General features: G+C 63.5%; 18 protein-coding genes. 8 read left to right on the forward strand and 10 right to left on the reverse strand.

The genetic code is table 11. The features are described from left to right. Window positions 1-37: 37 nt before the first annotated feature. From AC5ZG1_RS31090 to AC5ZG1_RS31105, 4 genes are read right to left on the reverse strand one after another with little or no spacing between them, the layout of a single operon-like run. Window positions 38-1,219, reverse strand: coding sequence for an MFS transporter (locus AC5ZG1_RS31090; protein ID WP_496135082.1), 1,182 nt, complete (start codon window positions 1,217-1,219; stop codon window positions 38-40). A gap of 13 nt (window positions 1,220-1,232) precedes the next feature. Then, complete coding sequence (locus AC5ZG1_RS31095; RefSeq protein WP_496135083.1) at window positions 1,233-1,427, reverse strand: hypothetical protein; 195 nt, start codon at window positions 1,425-1,427, stop codon at window positions 1,233-1,235. 16 nt (window positions 1,428-1,443) lie between these two features. Continuing rightward, window positions 1,444-2,037 (reverse strand): cysteine hydrolase family protein, encoded by a 594-nt coding sequence (locus AC5ZG1_RS31100; RefSeq protein WP_051396697.1) that lies wholly within the window; start codon window positions 2,035-2,037, stop codon window positions 1,444-1,446. A 5-nt stretch (window positions 2,038-2,042) separates the two neighbouring features. Further along, window positions 2,043-3,260 carry a GNAT family N-acetyltransferase gene (locus AC5ZG1_RS31105; protein ID WP_245287274.1) on the reverse strand — a complete coding sequence of 406 codons (1,218 nt, stop codon included), beginning with the start codon at window positions 3,258-3,260 and terminating at the stop codon, window positions 2,043-2,045. A 94-nt stretch (window positions 3,261-3,354) separates the two neighbouring features. On the opposite strand from AC5ZG1_RS31105, the gene AC5ZG1_RS31110 reads away from it, so the two are divergent. The 3 genes from AC5ZG1_RS31110 to AC5ZG1_RS31120 all read left to right on the forward strand — a co-directional run bounded on the left by AC5ZG1_RS31110 (window position 3,355) and on the right by AC5ZG1_RS31120 (window position 5,962). Beyond that, complete coding sequence (locus AC5ZG1_RS31110; RefSeq protein ID WP_028163817.1) at window positions 3,355-4,404, forward strand: LysR family transcriptional regulator; 1,050 nt, start codon at window positions 3,355-3,357, stop codon at window positions 4,402-4,404. Between the two features lie 8 nt (window positions 4,405-4,412). Beyond that, window positions 4,413-4,817, forward strand: a complete 405-nt coding sequence (locus AC5ZG1_RS31115; protein ID WP_130227391.1) for a helix-turn-helix domain-containing protein — start codon at window positions 4,413-4,415, stop codon at window positions 4,815-4,817. 215 nt (window positions 4,818-5,032) lie between these two features. Next, window positions 5,033-5,962 carry a DMT family transporter gene (locus tag AC5ZG1_RS31120; protein WP_496135084.1) on the forward strand — a complete coding sequence of 310 codons (930 nt, stop codon included), beginning with the start codon at window positions 5,033-5,035 and terminating at the stop codon, window positions 5,960-5,962. A 119-nt stretch (window positions 5,963-6,081) separates the two neighbouring features. Here the strand turns inward: AC5ZG1_RS31120 and AC5ZG1_RS31125 are convergent, their stop codons facing one another. The 4 genes from AC5ZG1_RS31125 to AC5ZG1_RS31140 all read right to left on the reverse strand — a co-directional run bounded on the left by AC5ZG1_RS31125 (window position 6,082) and on the right by AC5ZG1_RS31140 (window position 9,938). Next, the gene (locus AC5ZG1_RS31125; RefSeq protein WP_496135085.1) at window positions 6,082-7,170 is read right to left on the reverse strand and encodes a TRAP transporter substrate-binding protein; all 1,089 of its coding nucleotides are present in this window, start codon (window positions 7,168-7,170) and stop codon (window positions 6,082-6,084) included. Between the two features lie 172 nt (window positions 7,171-7,342). Continuing rightward, entirely contained in the window at window positions 7,343-8,212 is an 870-nt protein-coding gene (locus AC5ZG1_RS31130) for a GNAT family N-acetyltransferase (RefSeq protein ID WP_496135086.1), read from the reverse strand. A 296-nt stretch (window positions 8,213-8,508) separates the two neighbouring features. After that, window positions 8,509-8,850 carry a hypothetical protein gene (locus AC5ZG1_RS31135; RefSeq protein ID WP_496135087.1) on the reverse strand — a complete coding sequence of 114 codons (342 nt, stop codon included), beginning with the start codon at window positions 8,848-8,850 and terminating at the stop codon, window positions 8,509-8,511. 818 nt (window positions 8,851-9,668) lie between these two features. Beyond that, window positions 9,669-9,938 carry a hypothetical protein gene (locus AC5ZG1_RS31140; RefSeq protein ID WP_496135088.1) on the reverse strand — a complete coding sequence of 90 codons (270 nt, stop codon included), beginning with the start codon at window positions 9,936-9,938 and terminating at the stop codon, window positions 9,669-9,671. Between the two features lie 965 nt (window positions 9,939-10,903). On the opposite strand from AC5ZG1_RS31140, the gene AC5ZG1_RS31145 reads away from it, so the two are divergent. The 3 genes from AC5ZG1_RS31145 to AC5ZG1_RS31155 all read left to right on the forward strand — a co-directional run bounded on the left by AC5ZG1_RS31145 (window position 10,904) and on the right by AC5ZG1_RS31155 (window position 15,667). After that, window positions 10,904-11,050 (forward strand): hypothetical protein, encoded by a 147-nt coding sequence (locus AC5ZG1_RS31145; protein WP_155255165.1) that lies wholly within the window; start codon window positions 10,904-10,906, stop codon window positions 11,048-11,050. A gap of 92 nt (window positions 11,051-11,142) precedes the next feature. After that, window positions 11,143-11,976, forward strand: coding sequence for a DUF2066 domain-containing protein (locus AC5ZG1_RS31150; protein WP_456643875.1), 834 nt, complete (start codon window positions 11,143-11,145; stop codon window positions 11,974-11,976). Window positions 11,977-12,298: 322 nt separating this feature from the next. After that, window positions 12,299-15,667, forward strand: a complete 3,369-nt coding sequence (locus AC5ZG1_RS31155; protein WP_496135089.1) for an adenylate/guanylate cyclase domain-containing protein — start codon at window positions 12,299-12,301, stop codon at window positions 15,665-15,667. Window positions 15,668-15,731: 64 nt separating this feature from the next. On the opposite strand, the gene AC5ZG1_RS31160 is transcribed toward AC5ZG1_RS31155, so the two are convergent. Then, complete coding sequence (locus AC5ZG1_RS31160) at window positions 15,732-17,093, reverse strand: FAD-dependent monooxygenase (protein WP_456643877.1); 1,362 nt, start codon at window positions 17,091-17,093, stop codon at window positions 15,732-15,734. A gap of 152 nt (window positions 17,094-17,245) precedes the next feature. Next, window positions 17,246-18,910 (reverse strand): GMC family oxidoreductase, encoded by a 1,665-nt coding sequence (locus tag AC5ZG1_RS31165; RefSeq protein WP_496135090.1) that lies wholly within the window; start codon window positions 18,908-18,910, stop codon window positions 17,246-17,248. A 190-nt stretch (window positions 18,911-19,100) separates the two neighbouring features. On the opposite strand from AC5ZG1_RS31165, the gene AC5ZG1_RS31170 reads away from it, so the two are divergent. Both AC5ZG1_RS31170 and AC5ZG1_RS31175 read left to right on the forward strand, forming a co-directional pair. Next, window positions 19,101-19,910: an MlaD family protein gene (locus AC5ZG1_RS31170; RefSeq protein ID WP_496135091.1), complete on the forward strand. Its 810-nt coding sequence runs from the start codon at window positions 19,101-19,103 to the stop codon at window positions 19,908-19,910. 99 nt (window positions 19,911-20,009) lie between these two features. Continuing rightward, window positions 20,010-21,164: an alpha-hydroxy acid oxidase gene (locus tag AC5ZG1_RS31175; protein ID WP_456643920.1), complete on the forward strand. Its 1,155-nt coding sequence runs from the start codon at window positions 20,010-20,012 to the stop codon at window positions 21,162-21,164. Window positions 21,165-21,305 lie beyond the last annotated feature (141 nt).

A 21,305-nucleotide genomic window follows, 5' to 3' on the forward strand; every position in this document is an offset into this window, starting at 1 on the left:
TTGCGGCGAGGCCGGTTTAACCAAATAGCATCGCGTACTAGGCCGTCGCGGGCTTGAGCGTCAGCACCTCACCGCGCTTCGAGAGCAGCGAGAACAGCAGCGACAGCGGCGCCATCGCGGCCAGCAGCGCGGCGCCCGCGATCAGCGCGGCCGCTGGGTTGCCGAAGGAATCCTGCAGCCGGCCGGCGGCGGAGGGCCCGATCGCCATCAGGAGATAGAAACAGGTGAAGAACAGGCCGAAGCCAAGCGAGCGGTCGCGCGGCTCGAGTACGCGCGTCGGCAGTGACAGGATCGCGCCGGACAATGGACCGATGGCGACGCCGAAGACGAGGCAGGCGATCGCTGGATGGATGTTTGCGACGAACAGCGCCAGCGCCAGGGCCGCTACAAGCCCGCAAGCAATGATCGCTGCGACCGGCCGCCCCGACCGCTCCACCAGATAGCCGCCGACGGGAATGGCCACGATGGTGAACCAGATCGCGAGGCTGACCAGCGAGGCCGCGCCCGTCGGGCTCGATCCCTGCGCCACCATCAATGGCGGCGCATAGCTGAAGAACAGCACGCAGGCGAGATTCATCGCGCCCCAGATGACGCCCGCGACCAGGACCGGGACCAGGATCCTGACCGGCAGGCCGGTGCGCGCGGCCGCCGCAGTCTCGGCCTGAACGGGACTCCGTGGCAGCAATGCGAAGGCGCCGAGCACGATCAGGGCCAACATCGCGCTCGACGCCATCACCGCCGGCCACCCCAGCGATTGTGCCAGATAAGTCTGGGCCGGCAGCGCGACCATCGCACCGAACGGCCAGCTCATCTGCAACAGCGACATCGCCAGCACGATCTCGCGGCCGGCAAACCAGTCGGTTGTCATCTTGGTGGCGACCAGGATCACGATGGTGGCGCCGACGCCACCGATCACGCGCGCGACCAGCGCGGCGGCAAAGCTGTCGCAATGGGACAGAGCGACGCCCGACACCACCATCAGCGCCAGCCCGCCGAGCCCGAGCGTCGTCTCGCGCACCCGCTGGCCGATCAAGCCGGCCGGAAAGGCGACGACTATACCGGGCAACAGATAAGCGCCGAGCAGCATGCCGAGCTGGACGTAGCTGAGCGCCAGATCGTGCATCAGGACGTTGGTCGTGGATCCGACCGACTGGAACTGAAACCCGGTCGCCGCGCGCGCCGCGAACAGCACGGCAAGCACGATCCATCTGCGGGGCATCCCTGCCTCCCGATCAATCCTGGACGTCGCCGCTGGCGAGATTGAGGCTGACCGCGTCTGAGAATTCGGACAGTTCGTCTTCGGAAATCTCATGCAGCGAGAGCTGGAGCTGCATGATCGCGAGATCGACAAGGTGGCCCGCAAAGGACAGCCCGCCGGAAACCAGAATGTTACGCTGTTCGGTCAGTACCGGAATCACGTTACGCAAGCGACGGGCCCTCAATTCATCCATAGCGATGCCCTCTCAGAGGCCGCTGCGCAGTCGCGACCAGCCAGTGGGCGGTGGTGGCGACGTCGGCGAACAATTCGATCGCCTTCGTCGCGACAAGGTGCACTGAACCAGGATCGGCATCGCGCCGCTGCCGGCTCGCGGCGGCATCGGTCAGGAAGGTGACGCGATGGCCGCGATGTGATGCGTCGATGGCGGTGGCAAGGCAGACCTCTTCCGCGGCCAGACCGCCGATCGCAAAGCTGCCGATCCGCGAGACGACGTCCTCGAACAGCGGATTGGCGTAGCAGGAAGGCTGCCTGCGCTCGAACACCATGTCCGCGCGCTTCGGCTCCAGGCCCATGATCCAGGGCGACTGCGCCTTCCTGTCGACGAGATCCAAGCCTTCAGCCCGCCGCGTGAAAGCGATCGGCATCCCGGCATTGCGGGCGTGCTGGATCGCGGCCCTGCAGCTTTCCAGCGAACGCTCGATATCGTCAGCGCAACCCGCCGCCCCGCGGAAATAAGCCTCCTCCTGCAGGTCGACCATGACCAACAGACGGCTGCTGGAAGCGCCAACATAGGGTTTGAGGTCGATCACCGGGGCCATGGCGGTCACATCGTGGCCGGCTGCGCGGCCGCGCCGCGGCCGGCGGACATTTCCAGGATGCCAGGAACGTCCCACTGTCCCTCGGGACGGATCAGGACGTAAGGATCCTCGCCAAGGGTGATGCGCTGCGGATGCCGCTCGGCCTGAAGCTTGACCTCGACATAATCGAAATCGGAGAACACGAATTCGCGCGAGCCAGACATGCGCTCGAAGCCGCGCTGCTCCCAGAAGCCGAGCAATCGCTTCTGCGCATGCGCATAGAGGACGTTGTAACCCTTCTTGCGGCAGAGCTCGATCGCGGCATCGACGATGCGCCCCGCAATGCCGCCGCTGCGGCTTTCGCTGCGCACGGCCAGCCGCTCCAGCTTGGCGAAATCGGCGAAGTAGCGGATCCGCAGGCAGCCGACCGGCTCGCGGCCCTGATGGCAGATCAGATGCGTCGCGGAGAAATCATTGCCGTCGAATTCCTCCTCGAACGGACAATGCTGCTCGCCCATGTAGACGGCGCTGCGGATCGCCATCACGCGCGCCATCTCGTCCATCGAGCGCACCACCCGCACCGAGATCGGATCCGGCGGCACCGGCTTCGGCGGCGGCATCTCGTGCGAGCGATCGAGCATCTGCAGATGCGGCGCGAACAATCCATCATAGCGGGCGCCCGGGGTGAACCCGAGCGGCTCGAGCACGCGCAGCCCTTCCTTGGTGATCGGGCGCGAATAGATGTTGACGCCCTGGTAGAGCGGGCTCGAGAATTTCTGCAGCACCAGCGGGATCGCGGCGACCGTCGGCCCCTTGGCGTGGATGCACCAGACATAGATGCCCGCCGGGCGCTCCGACTGCCGCGTGACGAAGGCGAGATCCGGATTCTTGGTATCGAGCCGTCCGTCGATCAGGCGGCGCGTGCCTTCATGCGTCAATGGCAGCACCGCGAGGAAACCTTCGCCCTTCGGCGCGGCAATGTCGAACTGATCTCGCCGCGCGATCGCCCAGAACGCATCCGGATTATGGTTGGCGACGGTCTGAACGATGCGGTTGGTGGTCAGTCCCGGAATATCTTCCCTCGCCGCATCCATCAGCGCCGCGATCCCGGCGGCATCGACGGTGAAAATCACCGTGCGTTTCGCCAATTGCAGCATGGTCATCTTGTCGAGCGAACGGGCGGGACCCGCCCCCTGGCGCCTGGTGGCGGCTTTGCGAATAAAATCGAGGTCCAGAGCAGTCATCGATCATCTCTCGCGGTTGTGAATTTGCCGCGTTTCTGCCAAGAATAGAGGGTTGTTCCCGTTAAGCTAAAAGGCGACAAACGAGGCGATTTGTATGCACTCACCTGAGCGCAGGGGTGTTCACCACCGTGCACACCCTCCGGGCCGCATCGCCCAGTGGGATTCGGTGCGGATCTTCCTTGAGGTGGCACGGATCGGCAGCTTCCGCGCTGCAGCCCTTGAGCTGAACGCTTCGGCCAACTTCCTGCGGAAGCAGATCCTGCAACTAGAGAGTGCCTATAAAACGACATTGATCACCCGCCATGTCGACGGCGTGCGGCTGACGCCCGAAGGCGAGAAGGTGCTGGAGGCGGCGCGGCGGATGGAGGAGGCCGCTTTCGGCCTCGACCGCGCGCTGAGCCAGACCACGCCAGCGCTCTCGGGCGAGGTGCGCTTTGCCATCACTGAAGGTCTCGGCACTTTCTGGGTCGCGCCGCGGCTGATCGAATTCCAGCGCGTCTATCCGGGGCTGCTCGTCGATCTCAAATGCGAGATGCGCTCCGCCGACGTGCTCCGCCTCGAGGCCGACGTCGCGGTGCAGCTCGAAGAGCCGGACAAGCCCGATCTGAAGCGCGTCAAGATCGGCCGTCTTCACGTCATGCCGTTCGTCAGCCCGTCCTATGTCGAGATCTACGGCATGCCGAAGGACCAGGACGACATAAGGCAGAACCACCGCATCGTGCTGCAAGACGCCGACCAGACCCGCGCGCAGCAGATGTACGAGCAATATGCCGGCCGCGAGCAGGTCGGCTTCGTCGCCATGCGCAACAATGTCAGCAGCGCCCATGTCTGGGCGGTCGCCAAAGGCGCCGGCATCGGCTGGCTGCCGACCTATGTGCCGGCGGTGGCGGGGCCTTTGATCCCGCTCGACATCGGCATCAACTTCTCGCTCGACATCTGGCTTGCCTATCATCCCGACGCCAAGCGGATTCCGCGCGTCAAGCAGTTGATCGACTGGACCATCCAGGCCTTCGACGGCCGGAAGTATCCGTGGTTCCGCGACGAGTTCGTGCATCCCAACGATCTGCAGAAAACCTACAAGGGGGAGCCACTGGTAAATCTGTTCGCAGGCTTCGTGAACGAAACACGCTCCAAGATCGGCTGAGCAACCCAATGAGCAAATCGACCGACGGGTACATCGATCAATTGGTGCAGGCCAAGTGGCGCGAGATCGGACTGTCGCTGTCCGACCTTGCGGAAGTGCTGGGAGCAACGCCCCCGCCCCCACAACGGTCGGAGCGCACAAACGGCCGGGATGCGGTTGATATCGAGCGCCTGCGCCAGGTGGCGAGTGCGCTCGGCGTCTCCGTCGATCTCTTCAACGGCCGCGCCACCAGCGCCGCCGCCCGGGCACGGCGGTTGCCTGCGCCGGGCTCGGCATCGTTGCAGTCGCTGCTCGAGTTGCGCCTGCTCCGGTTGTTTCGCGAATTGCACGACGCCGATACGAAACGGATCCTGATCGACCTCACCGCACAGATCGTCAAGCGCCAGGCCGGTCCTCCCGGCGAGGCCGGCTGACGCTATCCCTCGGCGCGCCGGCGCCCCGCCAAGCAGTCGCCGAGATTGGCCGGCAGGCTTGCCGGTGATAGAGCCCGCGCATGGTCGCGATGCAGCCAGCGCCATTGCCGCCGCCGCAAAATCCGTGTCTGTGGCCTCGGCCGGGTCCTCTCACATTCCGGCCCGGCGCGTGAACCAGCCGGGCGGGCCGCGGCGCCATGAACCGGGCCCGACGCATGTCTGCTTCCGAGACCACCTCCCCTGCCGGCTCCGGCAACTGGCTGGCCAACCAGCCCTACCTCCTGCTCAGCTTGACCGCGCTGTTCTGGGCCGGCAACGCCATCGTCGGCCGGCTCGCCGCCGGCCATATTGCGCCGGTGACGCTCTCCTTCCTGCGCTGGTCGCTGGCGTTCCTGTTGATCCTCCCCTGGGCCTGGCCGCACCTGAAGCGGGACTGGCCCGCGATCCGCGGCCGTCTCGGCCTGATGGTATTGCTCTCGCTGACGGGAATCGGCGTCTTCAACACCATGCAGTACTGGGCGCTCGAATATACCCAGGCGCTGAACACGCTGCTGTTGCAATCGGCGGCGCCGCTGATCATCGCGGTGTGGTCGCTGGTCCTGCTCGGCGTGCGGCTGACGGTGGCGCAGGCCTTCGGCGTCCTGCTGTCCCTTGCGGGCGTGCTGGTGATCATCCTGCACGGCGACCTCACCGCGCTGTCGAAGGTCGAGTTCAACAAGGGCGACCTGATCTTCCTCGCCGGTCTCACGATGTTCGGGATCTATTCGGTGCTGTCGCTGAAGCGGCCGGAGATCCATGGCCTGTCATTCGTCGCCTTCACCTTCGGCTGCGGCGCGGCATGCCTGATACCGCTCCTGATCTGGGAATTGCTGGCGCGACCGGTGATGCAGCTTAACGTCGGCAATGTGCTCTCACTGATCTATGTCGCGGTGTTTCCCTCGACGCTGGCCTATCTCTGCTTCAACCGCGGCGTCCAGTTGATCGGCGCCAACCGCACGGCGCCGTTCTTCCATGTGGTGCCGGTGTTCGGCACTATGCTCTCGATCATCTTCCTTGGCGAGCATCCGCAACTGTTCCACTTCATCGGCTTTGCGCTGGTGCTGTCAGGCGTGTTCGTCGCCTCGCGCAAGCCGAAGCCGGCCTAGAGCGTTTTCGAGCGAAGTGGACACCGGTTCGCGTGAAGAAAACGCGTCAAAACAAGAATCTAGAGCTTCGGTTCTGACTGAATCAGAACCGAAGCTGTTCTTGGCGCGATCGAGCGAAATCAGCCCTTGCGCATTTTGCTCAGCAGATAGTTGTCGTAGTAGTTTTCCGCGATCTGCGTGTAGAAGAGCACGTCCTTCATATACGCGTCGTGGCTCTCTTTTGTTTTCTTGAAGAGCGGGCTCTTCTCGGCAAGCTCGTTCAGATGATCCTGGGTGGCTTTGTAGCTCGCCTCCATGACCGGTTGCGGGAACGCGCGCAGCTCCGCCCCACCAGCGACAAGCCGTTTGAGGGCCGCAGGGTTCACGCTGTCGTATTTCTCGAGCATCCAGGCGCCTGCCGCCGAGCCGGCCTGGGTGAGGATCGACTGGTATTGCTTGGGAAGCGCATTCCACTTCTCGTCGTTGACGATCATGTGCAGCATGGCTCCGCCTTCCCACCAGCCGGGGAAGTAATAGTACTTCGCCACCTTGTAGAAGCCGAGCTTCTCATCATCATAGGGTCCGACGAACTCCGCGGCGTCGATCGATCCCTTTTCGAGCGCTGAATACACATCGCCCCCCGCCAGTTGCTGCGGCACGACGCCGAGCCTTGCGAGCACATGACCGCCCATGCCCGCGATCCGGAACTTGAGGCTGTTGAGATCATCGACCGTCTTGATCTCCTTGCGAAACCAGCCGCCCATTTGCGTGCCGGAGTTGCCGCACAGAATGGCATGCACCTTGAAAGGCCTCAGCGCTTCGTCGCAGAGTTCGGCACCTCCGCCGAACGTCCACCAGGAATGTTGATGGCGATGGTTCATGCCAAAAGGCGCGCCCGTCGCGTAAGCAAGCGCCGGCTCCTTGCCGATGTAGAAATAGAGCGGCGTCTGCGCGATCTCGACGGACGCGACGCTCACGGCATCAAGCGCCTGCAGGCCGGGCACGATCTCGCCTGCCGCAAACGTCTGGATCTGAAACTTGTTGTCGGTGGCCTCCGCGACATATTTCGCAAAGGTCTGCGCCGTGCCGTAGATGGTATCAAGCGACTTCGGAAAGCTCGACGTCAAACGCCACTTGATCTCGGGCATCGACTGCGCGATCGCCGGTGCCGCAACCAGCGTCGCCGCGCCGGTCACGGCGCCGCCTTTGAGAAACGTACGGCGTTTCATGATGTCATCACTCCTTCGGATTGCAACTCGATTGGGCACCGCTTCCGCGTCCGGCCCGACGACATAAGGACCTATCGCAAACGCCCGGCCGATGCCAGAGCAGCCTACGACTGACCACGCCCAAAGCCTTGAGCCTTGTCCATCGCGCCTATGTGAGGCAGCGGGGTTTGCGCTATCCCAGCTCAAAGGTGGTGACGCCGAATACGCGCTCCAATCGCAACGGCGGCACTGCGCCGGTATACATGCGCGCGGTCTCGAACACCGGCGCAAGACCCAGATCTTGCGCCAACGCGACCGCGTCGCGGTTGATGCTGGGAACGTCGAGAAATATCTCGCCGCCACCCACGCGAGCCAGCAACGCCGACAGAACCGCCTCGGCACTGGCGCGGTCGTCGGCCACCAACGGGCCAATCTTGCAGCCCCTCCGGCACGGACGGATCACGCCCCAGCCGGCGAGCCCACCGTCGCGGACCAGCGCGCAGCCGACATGCCCGGGCGAGTTGATCCAGGCGCGCAGGAACGCCGTGCGCGGGGCCGGAAACACCGTCGCGTCATACGCCTCTACGGCCGCCAATGGGACGTCGGCGAGCGTGACGACATTAGCCTGCAGCGCATCCGGAGCCGCGACGGTGCCGCCATAACGGACGTTGGCGTACGCGAATTCGAACCCGGACTTCCTGTAGTTCTCCTGCTGCGCCACTACGCCGTCGAGCCCGATCACACGTCGGCCGGCGTGCGCGATGGCCGCGTTCCATATGCGCAGACCATAGCCACGGCCGCGGAGATCCTTCCGCACGATATAGAAGCCGAGGAAGGCAAAACTCTCGTCGTAATTGACGCAGGAGATCGTCGCGATCGGAGCGCCGTCGAGCTCGCCGATGAAGAAGCCTTCCGGATCGGCCGCGGCGAAGCAGGTGGCGTCGGCGAGGCCCGGATTCCAGCCTTCGGCCGCCGCCCAGTCCACGGCGATGGAGATTTCGTCCGGCCGCATCGTCCGGATGCACAGGCCGTTGGTGGCGGGCGGTCGTACAGATGGGCTCATGAACCGATATCACCACGAGTGAGCTGCGACCGGCAACCGAAGAAACGCCCTCGCGACGGCGCCCGAGGCTCCCTGGAAAACACCCGCCGTGCCGCACGATCGAGTCACGGCCGGTGATGGCGGCGAGCATGACAACGCGGGAATGCGTCGGGCGCAAAATCACGAGAACCCTAGAGCGCGATGACTTTTCTTCGAATCGTCATCCCGCTCTAGCTCTTTGTTTGAGCATGATCTCCGCGCAAACGCTTCGCGTTTGTCGCGAGGGAAAACCGGCCTCCACTTTTCCGGATCGTGCTCTAGCGGCGGCCGCAATAAGAGATGCCGCCGCCAGCCGACGCACACGCGCCCTTCAACGCGGGCCAGCCGGGAGACATCCTGGCGGCAGGAGTTGGCGCCCCTCCATTCAGAACGTCCAGGTTGGGATAATAGAACGAGAATGATCCCGGCTCCTGGATGGCTGCCCTCATGGTCCCGTCCGGATTGAAGTCGTTCCTCGGATTATACCCGGAGTCGCGCCGATTTTTCATATACAGGGCACTGCTGCTCGCAGCGCCCTGCGCGGGAGCTTGCGCGAATGCCGACGTCGCTGCGGTGGCGGACAGCAGCGCGGCCGCTGCAAGAGCTTTGAATGAAATCATTTTCGTTTCTCCTGCATGGATCGATTGTAGTCCGGCGAGGGACGAGACGAATTGATCCCGCTTCGTGAGGTGAACGTGCTGTCTGGATCGCGAGCTATCTTGAACGGAAGCATGTGCGTTTCTGAAAGGGAGACCGAGATCGGAGCCTCGATATTTCCCGATCGCGCAAACGTTTGGCGGTTTGCCATCTGCCTCAATGAGGCAGACATCGCATGGGTTCACGGCAAGGCTGGGCCACTTCAGTAACAGCGAGACGGCGACCGATAGCAGTGATGCGATCGCAGTCTGCCAGCGCCGATGCTCAGCCTCGATGCGGCAGCGTCAAGTGTGCTCGGCGCGCCGCGCAGCGTGCGCAGAAGGTCACGCTTCGTTGAGGGCGCGTGATGAAATATTTCCGAAGGCCGGCCGCTCTTCACAATAAGGAGCCGAGCGCTTCCTTGGCTTCTGTCATCATATGGAGAAACCAATGACAAAAATGACCTTCGTGTCGGCCACGCTCATCGCAGCCGCCGTATTCACAACGCAGGCCATGGCTGCACGCAACGATGTCGCGGCGCGGCACGCCACGACCAAGGCCCATAGGGGCGCTATGGACTGTGTGCGGGCTCCAGACGTCGGCGCATTTGCCTCGGATCCCTATATTGTACCCCCCTGCATGCCCAATACCGCTACTGGCACGTTCCAATAACGACAATGAGTCGGGCTGGCAGACCTCGCCAGCCCGACTGCGTAGGGAGTCTACGCCTGTCGACACTCAAACTTTTCGGCGGCGCCGCGGCGCTGCTTGCCGCTCTCGCGCGGTTTCGGCAACAGCGCGATCATTCTTTCGGTGCGGGATGCCGCTTGCGAACTTTTTCACTACTCGCCAGGAGTTGATCATACAATCGGTCGATCTCGCGCGCCTGGTTGGGCGTGACATCCTCCTGATGCAAGGCTCTCAGCTCACGCTCGGTTGGCTGGTAATTGCGCCCATTGCGAATCGGCCACGGCTCCTTGTGAACGGGCGGGGCGCCCTCTGCAGATCCGATGTTTGCCAGCGCTAACGACGCTACAGCCAATGCGACCCCAAGGAGAATGTTTCTTGACATGGCTCGCTCTCAATCAGCTATCGAGGCTCAGACAGAAGCGCCGTTCATCAGAATGGGAAAACGTTACCAAGCGTGTGAATCAGCCTGCTCGGTAAATTGTTGAGCATGTTGTGACGACCAAGCTCGACGGGCTTGTCATCCCAACAACATGGATGCGAATGGATCATGGGCATCCTTGGCAGGTTGAGCGGCTCGCGGGGCAGAGGTGCAATCCACGTGGCGCACGGGCGCGCTCGAACGAACCAAATATTTGGTAGGGACATCCACTGCGTTAGCTGCAAGCGCAGTGGGAGTGCCAAGCGCGATGGTCCTCACGGCCAACATTGCGTAAGCGAGAACGGCACGTCGTGATTTGTCGGCCATCATTGCGATTCTCCGTGCAGAGGTTTACCCGGAACGAGTGAGCGGACCCCAACAGGTTCGCTCATCTTTCCAGATCGATTTCGTCGCAGCCTTAGTCCAACAAGAGTTTGTGATGGATTTGATCGCCGCTGGGGTCGCTTGCGAAACGCCTCACTCACACGCCTCGAGCGCCGCCTTGCCCCACAGCGGACTTGTGTTGATCTTGATCAACGTTGCTGCCCGGCACCGGTTTTGATTTCACCCAACCCACGCATCAGAACGACCTTTGCCGTCGCTGGACGCTGAGGCTCGCATGAAGGGCTGCAGCACGCAGCTGCGCCTTTACGGGCCGGTCGAACCTTGGCTCGACAAGAGTTGGCGTCCCGGAGAGATCGAGCCGATGTGAGTGAGCTTCCAAGGCTGCATCATCGAACCTCGGCTATCTGCCCCTCGGAAGTGGCCGCTCGGAGCGCCGGGAATTTTGGGTCATGTCCCGCCTTCCAGCCTCCGGTCGACCAGGCTCGGTCGGTCGTGTGGCGTATTGACGGCCGCGCCCGGCGTGTTCATCATCCGTGGCAGCGGTCACCTAATGCGTAGTCTGCCAACCCCGTGGAGTGACAGCCATGATGCAGAACCTCGTGGCCGGAGGTGTCTTGGTGGCTTTGATTATCATGGGCTTGCTTGCCTTCGCCCAGAAACACGAAGGGTGCTTGCACGGGCGCTCGATCCAGACCTTCAAGCCCTGCGGATCGATCAGCACTACAATGTAGTGCTGGCTGGAGTCTTGCCGCCGCGTGGCCACCAAGCGGCTCGGCATCGTCAACCCTCCTTCTCTTACTCTTGGCGCTGTTAAGAGATGATCGTGCGATGTCCAGGTGTGATCGCCCTCATCATCAAGACATCGCTGATGGCTGTCTTGGCGAACTGGGCCGGCACATCTGCAGTCGCGGCGGAGAATCTCTATCGCGCGCAGACAATCGTCACCGGACAGGGCGAAGCCAATCGCATCATCGGCTTTGCCGCTTGTCTCGAGGACGTTCTCGTCAAGGTTTCCGGAGCCCTCAAACTCGAGAGCGATCCTCGGCTAGATGCGTACAAATCGCGCGCGGCTGATTTCGTCGGCGCCTATAACTACCACGATCAGATGTCCGGCAAGCCGAAGCGCGACGAGCAGGGCACCCGCGACCGGCCGTACGATTTGATCGTCGATTTCGATGACAAGAAGATCAACGATGTTCTCAACTCGCTCGGCGTCAGGCCCTGGCTTTCGCGCCGCCCGATCCTTGGCGTTTTTGTCGAGATGGAGCAGGGCTCAAAACAATATTTCGCCACATCGGATGCAAGGCAGTCCGACCTGCAACGTGACTCGCTTCTCGCCGCCGCCCTGAAGCGGGGCATGATGATCGTGCTGCCCGATGTCGCGGCATTGGCGAAAGCCAATATCAATGCCGCTGAGCTCTTGACGACGGCATCCTCGACATTGGCATCTGTGGCAGCCGAACGGGGTGGCGAAGTCGTTCTAGTCGGACGGCTAAAGTGGGACGATTCGGAGCTCGGATGGGCGACGGAGTGGCGGATGGACTGGAATGGCCGGACGCACCGATGGCAGCTTCGCGGCGTCACATTTGATGAAGCCTTCCGCCGCGGCATCGGCGGCGCGGCCCAGATCCTCTCGGGAAACGGTGATTCGGGATAGGCGGAAGCGACCGGCCACTGCTCAAGACGCCGCTTTTTGACCGCCAGCGGAACAATCGGCGCAATGACGTTGGCCGTCTGATCTGTGCGGCATTTCACTCTCAATCGATGTAATCTGCGGTAATCCAACCTGGGGCCCTGACGAGCCCGGATACAAAGTTCATTTTCCTTTCGGAGGCGCGGCGAATGGGCCGGCTGCCTCGCAAGTGCGGCGTTCCGGTCGATAGTGGCATGGCGAGCGCACACCTTTTGTCCCGTTGCCGCGCGGGAACACAGGTCGGCCGGCAAGGCCATGATTGACAGCAGCTTAGCCTGGAGGCGACGTGCAGGAGATTGCCCAGTGGCTTGATCGACTTGGTCTCGGGCAATACGCGCAGCGTTTTGCCGACCATGCGATTGACGTGTCCGTTCTGCCCCACCTGACGGACGACGACCTGAAGGACATCGCAATTCCGCTCGGGCACCGGCGGAAAATCCTTGCAGCCATCAGCGAGCCGCCAGCCCCCACGCAGGCTGCACCCGAGCGCGCCGTAGCCTCGGTGGAACCGAAGGCGCCCGACACGGCGGAGCGCCGTCAGGTCACCGTGATGTTCGTCGACCTCGTGGGCTCGACGGAACTTTCGACGCGCATGGATCCGGAGGATTTGCGAGACATCATTTCAACCTACCAGAAATGTGTCACGAAGACCGTGCGACGCTTCGACGGCTTCGTGGCGAAATATATGGGCGACGGCGCTCTCATCTATTTCGGCTATCCGGAGGCGCACGAGGATGATCCGGAGCGTGCGGTACGGGCCGGGCTGGAGCTGATCTCGGCGATTTCCGCCCTCAAGGCTCCGGTCGTTCTGCAAATCCGCATCGGGATTGCGACCGGGGTGGTGATCGTGGGAGATCTCAGCGGGTCGGGCAACGCTCAGGAGCGCGGCATTGTCGGTGAAACTCCAAACCTGGCCGCGCGGCTGCAACAGGCCGCGTCACCCAACATGGTGGTCATTGCTGACGGCACCCGGAGGCTGCTTGGAAATCTGTTCGAGCTGCAGGATCTCGGGACAAGAGACCTCAAGGGTATCCAGGGCGATGTGCGCGTTTGGGCGGCACTGCGATCCAGCTCGGTGGCGAGCCGCTTTGAGGCACTGCACGCGGGTGCCCTGACGCCGCTGGTGGGGCGGGAAGAAGAACTCGAGTTGCTGCTTCGGCGCTGGTCAAGAGCCAAGGCCGGCGAAGGTCAGGTGGTGCTGATTTCCGGCGAAGCGGGGATCGGCAAATCACGGCTCACCTTCGGACTGTTGCAGCAACTTGCGCTCGAGCCGCACATACGCCTGCGTTACGTCTGTTCGCCGCAACACACCGACAGCGCGCTTCATCCGATCATCAGCCAGTTGATGCGCGTCGCCGCATTGGAAGACGATGACGGCCCGCAATCGAAACTGGACAAGCTCGACGCGCTGCTGGCGCAGAGCTCGACGCCGCCTGAGGATGCATCCCTGATCGCCGAATTGCTGTCGTTGCCCAACGATGGGCGCTACCCTCCGGTCGAAGTCGAGCCGCAGCTCCGTCGTGAGAAAACGCTGGCAGCTCTCTGTTCGCAGCTCGAGGCGCTGGCGCGGATCAGTCCGGTGCTGATGATTGTCGAAGATGCGCATTGGACCGATCCAACCAGCCTCGAATTGTTTGCCCGGGTGGTGGATCTGGTCGCCAGACACCGGCTCTTGATGCTCGTCACTTTCAGGCCGGAATTCAGCCCGCCCTGGATCGGACGGTCGCATGTGGCTGCGCTGACGCTCAATCGGCTGACGCGGCGCGACATCGATTCCCTCATCAAGGAAGTCGTCGGCATCTGGTCGCTGCCGACAGGCATCCGCCAGGACATCATCGAGCGCAGCGACGGCGTTCCGCTGTTCGCGGAGGAAATGACCAAGGCGGTGCTGGATGCGGAGGGCGAGAACGAAGCGCAGCCGGCCGCCGCAGCAAAGCCAAAGTCGGTGGTGCCGGTCCCGGCCAGCCTGCAGGCCTCGTTGATGTCGCGGCTCGACCGGCTCGGCTCGGCGAAAGATATAGCGCAGGTTGGCGCGGCAATCGGCCGGGAATTCCCCCACATGTTGCTGGCCGCGGTGGTGCGAAAGCCGCCGGCGGAATTGGCCGGCGCGCTCGACCGGCTGGTAGGCGCGGGTTTGCTGTTTCGGCAGGGCATTCCTCCGCATGCGAGCTATCTGTTCAAGCATGCGCTGGTGCAGGACGCAGCCTACAGCACGCTATTGCGCGAGCCACGGCGCGTGCTGCATGCGCGCATCGCCGAAGTCCTCGAGAGAGAGTTTCCCGAAATCGCCGAAAGCCAGCCCGAGTTGCTGGCGCGTCATTACATGAATGCCGACCTGATCGAAAAGTCCGCGTTCCTGTGGGGCAAGGCGGGACAACGCTCACAGGAGCGCTCGGCACTGGCCGAAGCCGCAGAACAACTTACCCACGCCCTGGCGCAGATCGCGACCTTGCCCAGCACGCCCGATCTGCGGCGCGAGCAGATCATTTGGCAAACCGCGCTCGTGAACACGCTCATGCATGTCAAGGGATATAGCGCGCCCGAAACCAAAGCTGCCGTGGCTCAGGTGAGAGCGCTGATCGAGCAGGCGGAACAGCTCGGAGAATCTCCCGACGACGCCTCATTGCTGCTTTCGGCGCTGTTCGGGCAATGGCTCGTCAATTTCATCAGCTTTGACGGCGAGGCTGCGCGGGAGCTCGCCGCGCGGTTTCTTGCTCTCGGTGAGAAGGACGGGACGACGGTACCGCTCATGGTCGGACACCGCACCATGGGGAGTACGCTCGCGTTCATGGGGGACCAGGTCAAGGCTCTGGCGCACTACAACGAGGCGCTGGCGCTTTACCGTCCGGCCGAGCACCGGCGATTGATGACGCGCTTCGGCCAGGACCTCCGGATGACGTGCCTGGGCTTTCGTTCAATGGCGTTGTGGCAGCTCGGCTATCCCGATGCTGCGCTCAGGGATGCAGACTGCGCGCTGATGGAAGCGCGCCAGATTGAACATGCCGCTACTTTGATGTTCACGCTGAACTTCCCGATTCTTGTCAACACCTATTGCGGAAATTATGACGCGGCAAACGAGTATCTCAAGGAACTTGCCATCCTGGCGGAGGAGAAGCGCGCGCCATTCCGAAAGGCAGAAGGGGTGTTGCGGCGAGGCTATGTCCTCACCCTCATGGGACGAGCCACGGAGGCAGTCGAGACGGTCACGTTGGGCATCGATTTATGGCGATCGGCCGGATCGACCATATTCACGCCGGAGCACCAGTTCATGCTGGCAATCGCGCATGCGGATTCGGGCCAATTCGACGATGCCTGGCGCTGCATCGACAAGGCAATGGCGGCGATGCAAGCCACCAAGGAAAAGTGGTGCGAGGCTGAGGCGCATCGCGTTGCCGGCGAAATCGCGCTCAAATCGCTGCAGCCCGACGTGGCGAAAGCGAAAGCATATTTCGAGCGATCCCTCACTCTTGCGCGCGCACAGCAGGCCAAGTCGTGGGAATTGCGCGCAGCCATGAGCCTGGCACGGCTTTTGGCTGAGCAGGGCAAGAGAGAAACGGCCCACGACCTTCTCGCCCCGGTCTACGATTGGTTCACCGAAGGTTTTGACACACGCGACTTGCGCAACGCCAGAGCCTTGCTTGGCGAGCTTCATTGACAGCCTTCATTGACAGCCCTGCCGCAACGAAGCTTCGCCCTTTTCAACCTCGCGGAGGGCTGAGCTATTCGGCAGCCATTTGGGACAGTTCAAGCTGAACGAGCCGCTCGACGGCCGGCTCCTGGAGAGCGCTTGGCGGCTTGAGCAATTGCTGAACCTCTGCGAGCAGCCGGTGAACGGCGGGATCGCGCATCGCGGCCCGAAGCAGGGCTCCGTTGTATTGGAGCCGGCTCTCGAAATCCGCCGGGCGTTCGCCACGTGTCTCGGGATAGACCAGATCCGGGATCGCCGACATGTTCCAGGGACCCTCGACCAACGGCAGGCTTTCGGAAAAGAACGCCAGCGCCAATCCGGCAAGCGGATCGGCCTTGGTCGCGCGCCCCTGCAGAAGCTGCTTCAGAAGCCGAGCTTCCTGCGCTGCCGCGCTCATGCCCTGGCCATAGACGGGATTGAAGCGGCAGATCGAATCACCGATCGGCAGCAGGCCGCGCGGGAATGCGCTCAGCCGGTCGAAACGACGCCATACGCTGGCTGGAAAGGCATAGCGCTCAAATCCGCCCTGCCGCTCGGCGTGCGCAATGGCGTTGTAGACCGTCTGCGTCTCTAGTCGCCTGGCATAATCCATGAAGCCGTCCGGCTCAGCCGGCGGCTGTTCGCCGAGCTGTCCCGAGAGCGTCACGACCCAGCGGTTGCCTTCGATCGGCATCAGATAGCCGCCGCGGCTGCGTTCCGGCGCGTGGGGATGAGTGGCGACGCCTCCCCAATCGGTGGATGCATCCTGGGGAATGGCGAAGGTGGTCGTCGTATAATGGAGATCGACACCAATGACGATTTCATCCGGCGCCGGCTGGCCGGTCGAACGGAGCAGCGCCAAGGTTGGCGCAGCGCGTCCGGAAGCGTCGACAACGAGATCGGCTGCGAGGGTTTCCTGCCGCCCATCAGCATCTTCACATATGACGCCTGTGACCATGGTGCCATCTGATGTAGCGGTGATCTCGAGCACCCGGCATCTCGGCCGGATCGTCAGATTAGTCAGCCTCTCGGCCTGTCGGCGCGTGATCAGCTCTATCAGCGGACGGGATGCGCAATAGAGGAACCAACCGAAATCACGCGACGGGAGTGGACCGAGACGCGGGATCTCCATACGCACGTCGCGTGACATTCGAAGCGGCACCGCGCCCGCATTTGCCAGATCCCGCTCGAAATGCGGAAACAGATCGGTCAGCGCCCGCTGGCCGCCTGGCAGCAGAACGTGCAGATGCCGGGATTGCGGCGTGCCCGCTCGCGGCACTGCCTGTTCAGGCAGGCGGTCGCGCTCAAGCACGATCACCCGTTCGAAGTGGTCGGCCAGCGCACGCGCTGCGGCCAAACCAGCCATGCTCGCACCGATCACTACGGCCTGTTTACCGATCGCTCTGCCTACCATCGCAGTCTCTCCTCATTCGCGCAGCGGTGTCGCATCATGAGGGGACGAACGGGTTACAGCGTGATTTCAGCGCGGAAGAAGCGCGTTACGATCGTAGTGCCGCGAGGCGACGACCGCCTGATCCGTGCACAAAGTGTTCATCCGAGACAGCTCTACCCGGCGAGCACCAGATCGCTGGCCTTCTCGGCGACGGCGATTGCGGCGGCATTGGTCATCGCCTGCGGGATCCCGGGGAACACCGAAGCATCGATGACGCGCAGGCTCGCCACGCCTTTCACGCGCAAAGCCTCGTCGACGACGGCCCCGATGCGGCACGTGCCGACAGGGTGATGAAATGAATCTGTCGCGCCGAGAATGAACTTGCGGATGTCGTCGCTCGTCTTTGCCTCGGGTCCCGGATAGACTTCGCGGGCGCGCCAGTCGGCAAAGGCTGCACCGGCACCGATCTCGCGGGCGAGAGAAACGCCCTCGACAAGAAGGTCGATGTCGGCGGCCTCGGAGAGATAATTCGGATCAATCAGAGCCGAGGCCCGCGGATCGCCGGAGGCGAGTTTCACGCTGCCGCGGCTGCGGGGCCGCATCAGGCAGGAAACGAGCACGTAAGCCGGTGGAGGCAATGGGCCGACGCTCGGCAGGACGAACGGCAAGGACAGGCACATCACAAGGTGCTCCGGGCTCTCACCCGGGTCGGTGCGCGGCACGTAGAGGACAGCGTCGGCATGGTTGTAGTGCGAGCGTGGCACCTCGCGCCGTGCGGCGTACGCTACGCCCGCGACCAATGGATGGTCCTCAAGATGGCGGCCGACATCCGGCAGGTCCACGACAACGGGAATGCCGAACGATCGGAGCTGATCGGCCGGGCCGATTCCCGACAGCATCAAAAGGCGTGGCGAATCGATCGCACCGGCACAAAGCAGCACCTCGCTCGCGGCCCGCAAGATGCGTTCGGCGAGCCGCACGCCGATGCACCGTCCGCCTTCGATCGCGAGGCCCAGCACGTCCGTGTCGACCAGCAGATCGACGCTCACGTCTTCGAGACTTCCGAGATACGCCGTCGCCGCATCGTGGCGGGCGCCGTCCTTGATACTGAGTTGATTCCAGCCGACGCCGGTCGTGACCTCCCCTCCGATATCCGGTGACATCGGGTATCCGAGGTCTTGTGACGCCGTGACGAAGGCGGATGCCACCGGATTGCGATCCCCGACATCAGCGAGGGACAGGACGTGGAGAGGACCACTGCCTCCCCGCCATGCACTGGCACCGCCGGAAAAAGTCTCGGCGCGCTTGAAGTATGGCAAAAGGTCCGCCGCGCGCCACCCGGCGGGCCAGCGGTCATAGGCAGCCGCGTGGCCGCGCTGATAGGCCAGAGCATTGATCGTACTGGAGCCGCCCACGACCCTGCCGCGTGGACAGCGGATGATGCGGCCTCCCAACCCCGGTTGTGGGGTCGTCAAATAACGCCAGTCAAGCTCGCTGCCCTGCAGCTTGGGCCACTCCTGCGGATCCCTGACCGCTGCCAGCTTCGTTTCTCCGCCGGCCTCGACGAGGAGCACCCGTCGTCCAGCGACGGCGAGTCGATGCGCCATGACGCAACCGGACGAGCCTGCACCGACAATGATGTGGTCGTAGGACGAAGCGAGCTGCTCAGGCGAATGCAATACGCGGACGCCGGATGCGGGCCCTGCCCCGGCGCCTGCGGAACGAGCCAGGCTCGACAGCGCGAGGCCGCCGCCGACCGCTGCCGCCAGGGCGTCGCGGCGATTGAGTTGCCGGCTCGTGACGCCGCCGCCGCGATCTCCTGAGATCATGCTGGACATTGGTCTCCCCCGCCTGCTGCCCGCCGGCCTGCACAGCTCGCTTCCTTGCACCAACCTTTTTACGCTTTTCTTGCCTCTCGGTACAAAGTGGTTACGGAACATCACGACGATCGTGCCGAATTGTTCGCTCGCCGCGGTGACTGGCCGCCGCAAATCCGCTATTTTTGCAGCCCATTTCGAAGGTCGAAACATGGTGCGCGCCAGCAATGTAATGATCGGGACGTTGGCGCTGGCGTTGATCGCCGGCGCGCTGAGCGGTTGGCTCGGTTACCGCAAATATGCCGGAATCCAGCGGCAGGTGCCGCTCCGGGTGATCTTTGAGGGTTCGGCCTCGGGTCTGCGCCGCGGCGGCAGCGTGAATTTCGCCGGCGTGCGCATCGGCGAGGTGGAGTGGATCAGGCTCGACCGTCACCGCGTGATCGCGATGACACGGATCGACAAAACGGCGCCGATCAAGAAGGACACCCAGGTCGGCCTCGAATTCCAGGGCCTGACCGGCATTGCCGCAATCTCCTTCACCGGCGGCACCGACGAGGCGCCGCTTCCCCCGACCGGCGCCGACGGCATTCCGGAATTGACCGCCGATCCCCTGGGGACGATGGGCATCCAGGAAAAGATCCGTGCCGTATTGCGCAATGTCGACACGGTCATCGACGACAATGAGGATGCGATCAAGGACACGTTGCGGGGGTTCGAGACCTTCACCGCCTCGCTGTCGAGCAATGGCGAGAAGATCAGCAGCGTCATCAGCACCGCCGAGGCGGGCGTCAGTGCCGTCGACGACGGCATGAGCCGCACCGAAGCATTCCTGAAGAGCCTCGGCAGCGACAAATATGGCGGCGAATTGCTGCCGACCGTGATCTCGCTGCGCGAACTGATCGAGAGCTTCGACAAGAAGTCCGGTGCGATGATGGCCGACACGAGGAAGATGCTCGGCGATATCAGCCAGTCCGTGAACCAGGCGAACCGGAAATTTGGCGGAACCGGCGGCGGGCGCTAACGTAGCGCGACCATAACAAATACGGAAACGCCCGCTGTGCACGACAAGACGATCAGCCCGCCCGCGCCGCCGCCCACGGTAACCCGCGCCCAGAGCGCCGTGCCGCGGCATCTGCGGCGCTATCTCACGCTTGACGATTTCGAGCCAGCCGCACGCCGGCTGCTGCCGAAATTCCTGTTCGGCTATATCGACGGCGGCGCCGAGACCGATGCGGCCAAGCGCGACAACCGCAGGGCTTTCGAGGAATACGGCTTCGTGCCGCGCGTGCTCAAGGACGTCTCCGGCCGCGACCAGACCACGACCTTGTTCGGCAAGACCTACGCTGCGCCTTTCGGGATTCCGCCGATGGGCTCCTCCGCGCTCTGCGCCTATCGCGGCGACATCGTGCTGGCGCGGGCGGCTGCCGCGACGAACGTGCCGATGATCCTGTCCGCCTCCTCGCTGATCACGCTGGAGGACGTCCGCCGCGCGAACGAGGCCGCATGGTATCAGGCCTATCTCGCCGGGGTCGACGCGCGCATCGAGCCTCTGGTCGACCGCGTGGCTGCGGCCGGCTACGACACCTTCGTCGTCACCGCCGACGTGCCGGTGGCGCCCAACCGCGAGAACAACATCCGCAACGGCTTCCAGGTGCCGCTTGCGATCACGCCGCGGGTGTTCTGGGACACGATCACGCATCCGGATTGGCTGCTCAACACCTGGGCGCGCACGGTTCTCAATCACGGCATGCCGCATTTCGAGAACATGGACGCGCAGCGCGGCCCGCCGGTGCTCTCAAAGAACCTGATCCGCAATATCGGCGCGCGCGACCAGCTCGCCTGGAAGCATGTCGAGCTGATCCGCAAGCGCTGGAACGGCAAGCTGGTGGTCAAGGGCCTGGTGTCGCCGGAGGATGCGCGGATCGCGCGCGAAAGCGGCGTCGACGGAGTGATGCTGTCCAACCACGGCGGCCGCCAACTCGACTACACGGTCTCCGCACTGCGCACGCTGCCGGAGATCGCCGCGAAGGCAAACGGCATGACCGTGATGGTCGACGGCGGCATCCGCCGCGGCACCGACATCATCAAGGCCCTGGCGCTGGGCGCCGACTTCGTATGGGTCGGGCGACCGTTCCTGTATGCCGCGGTCGCCGCCGGCGAAGCGGGCGTCACGCGCGCGATCACGCTGCTCCGTGACGAGATCGACCGCGACCTGGCGCTGCTCGGCATCCGCTCAATCGGCGAGATCACGCCGGACCTGGTGCGGAAGTTTTGAGATCGCTTCTCCCTCTCCCCGTTCTTACGGGGAGAGGGTTGGGGTGAGGGGCTCTCTCCGCAAGCACGGAAATAGACGAACCCGCGGAGGCTCCCCCTCACCCGGAATTCAAGCTGCGCTTGAATTCCGGCCTCTCCCCGC

The organism is Bradyrhizobium sp. Leo78, assembly GCF_059512425.1.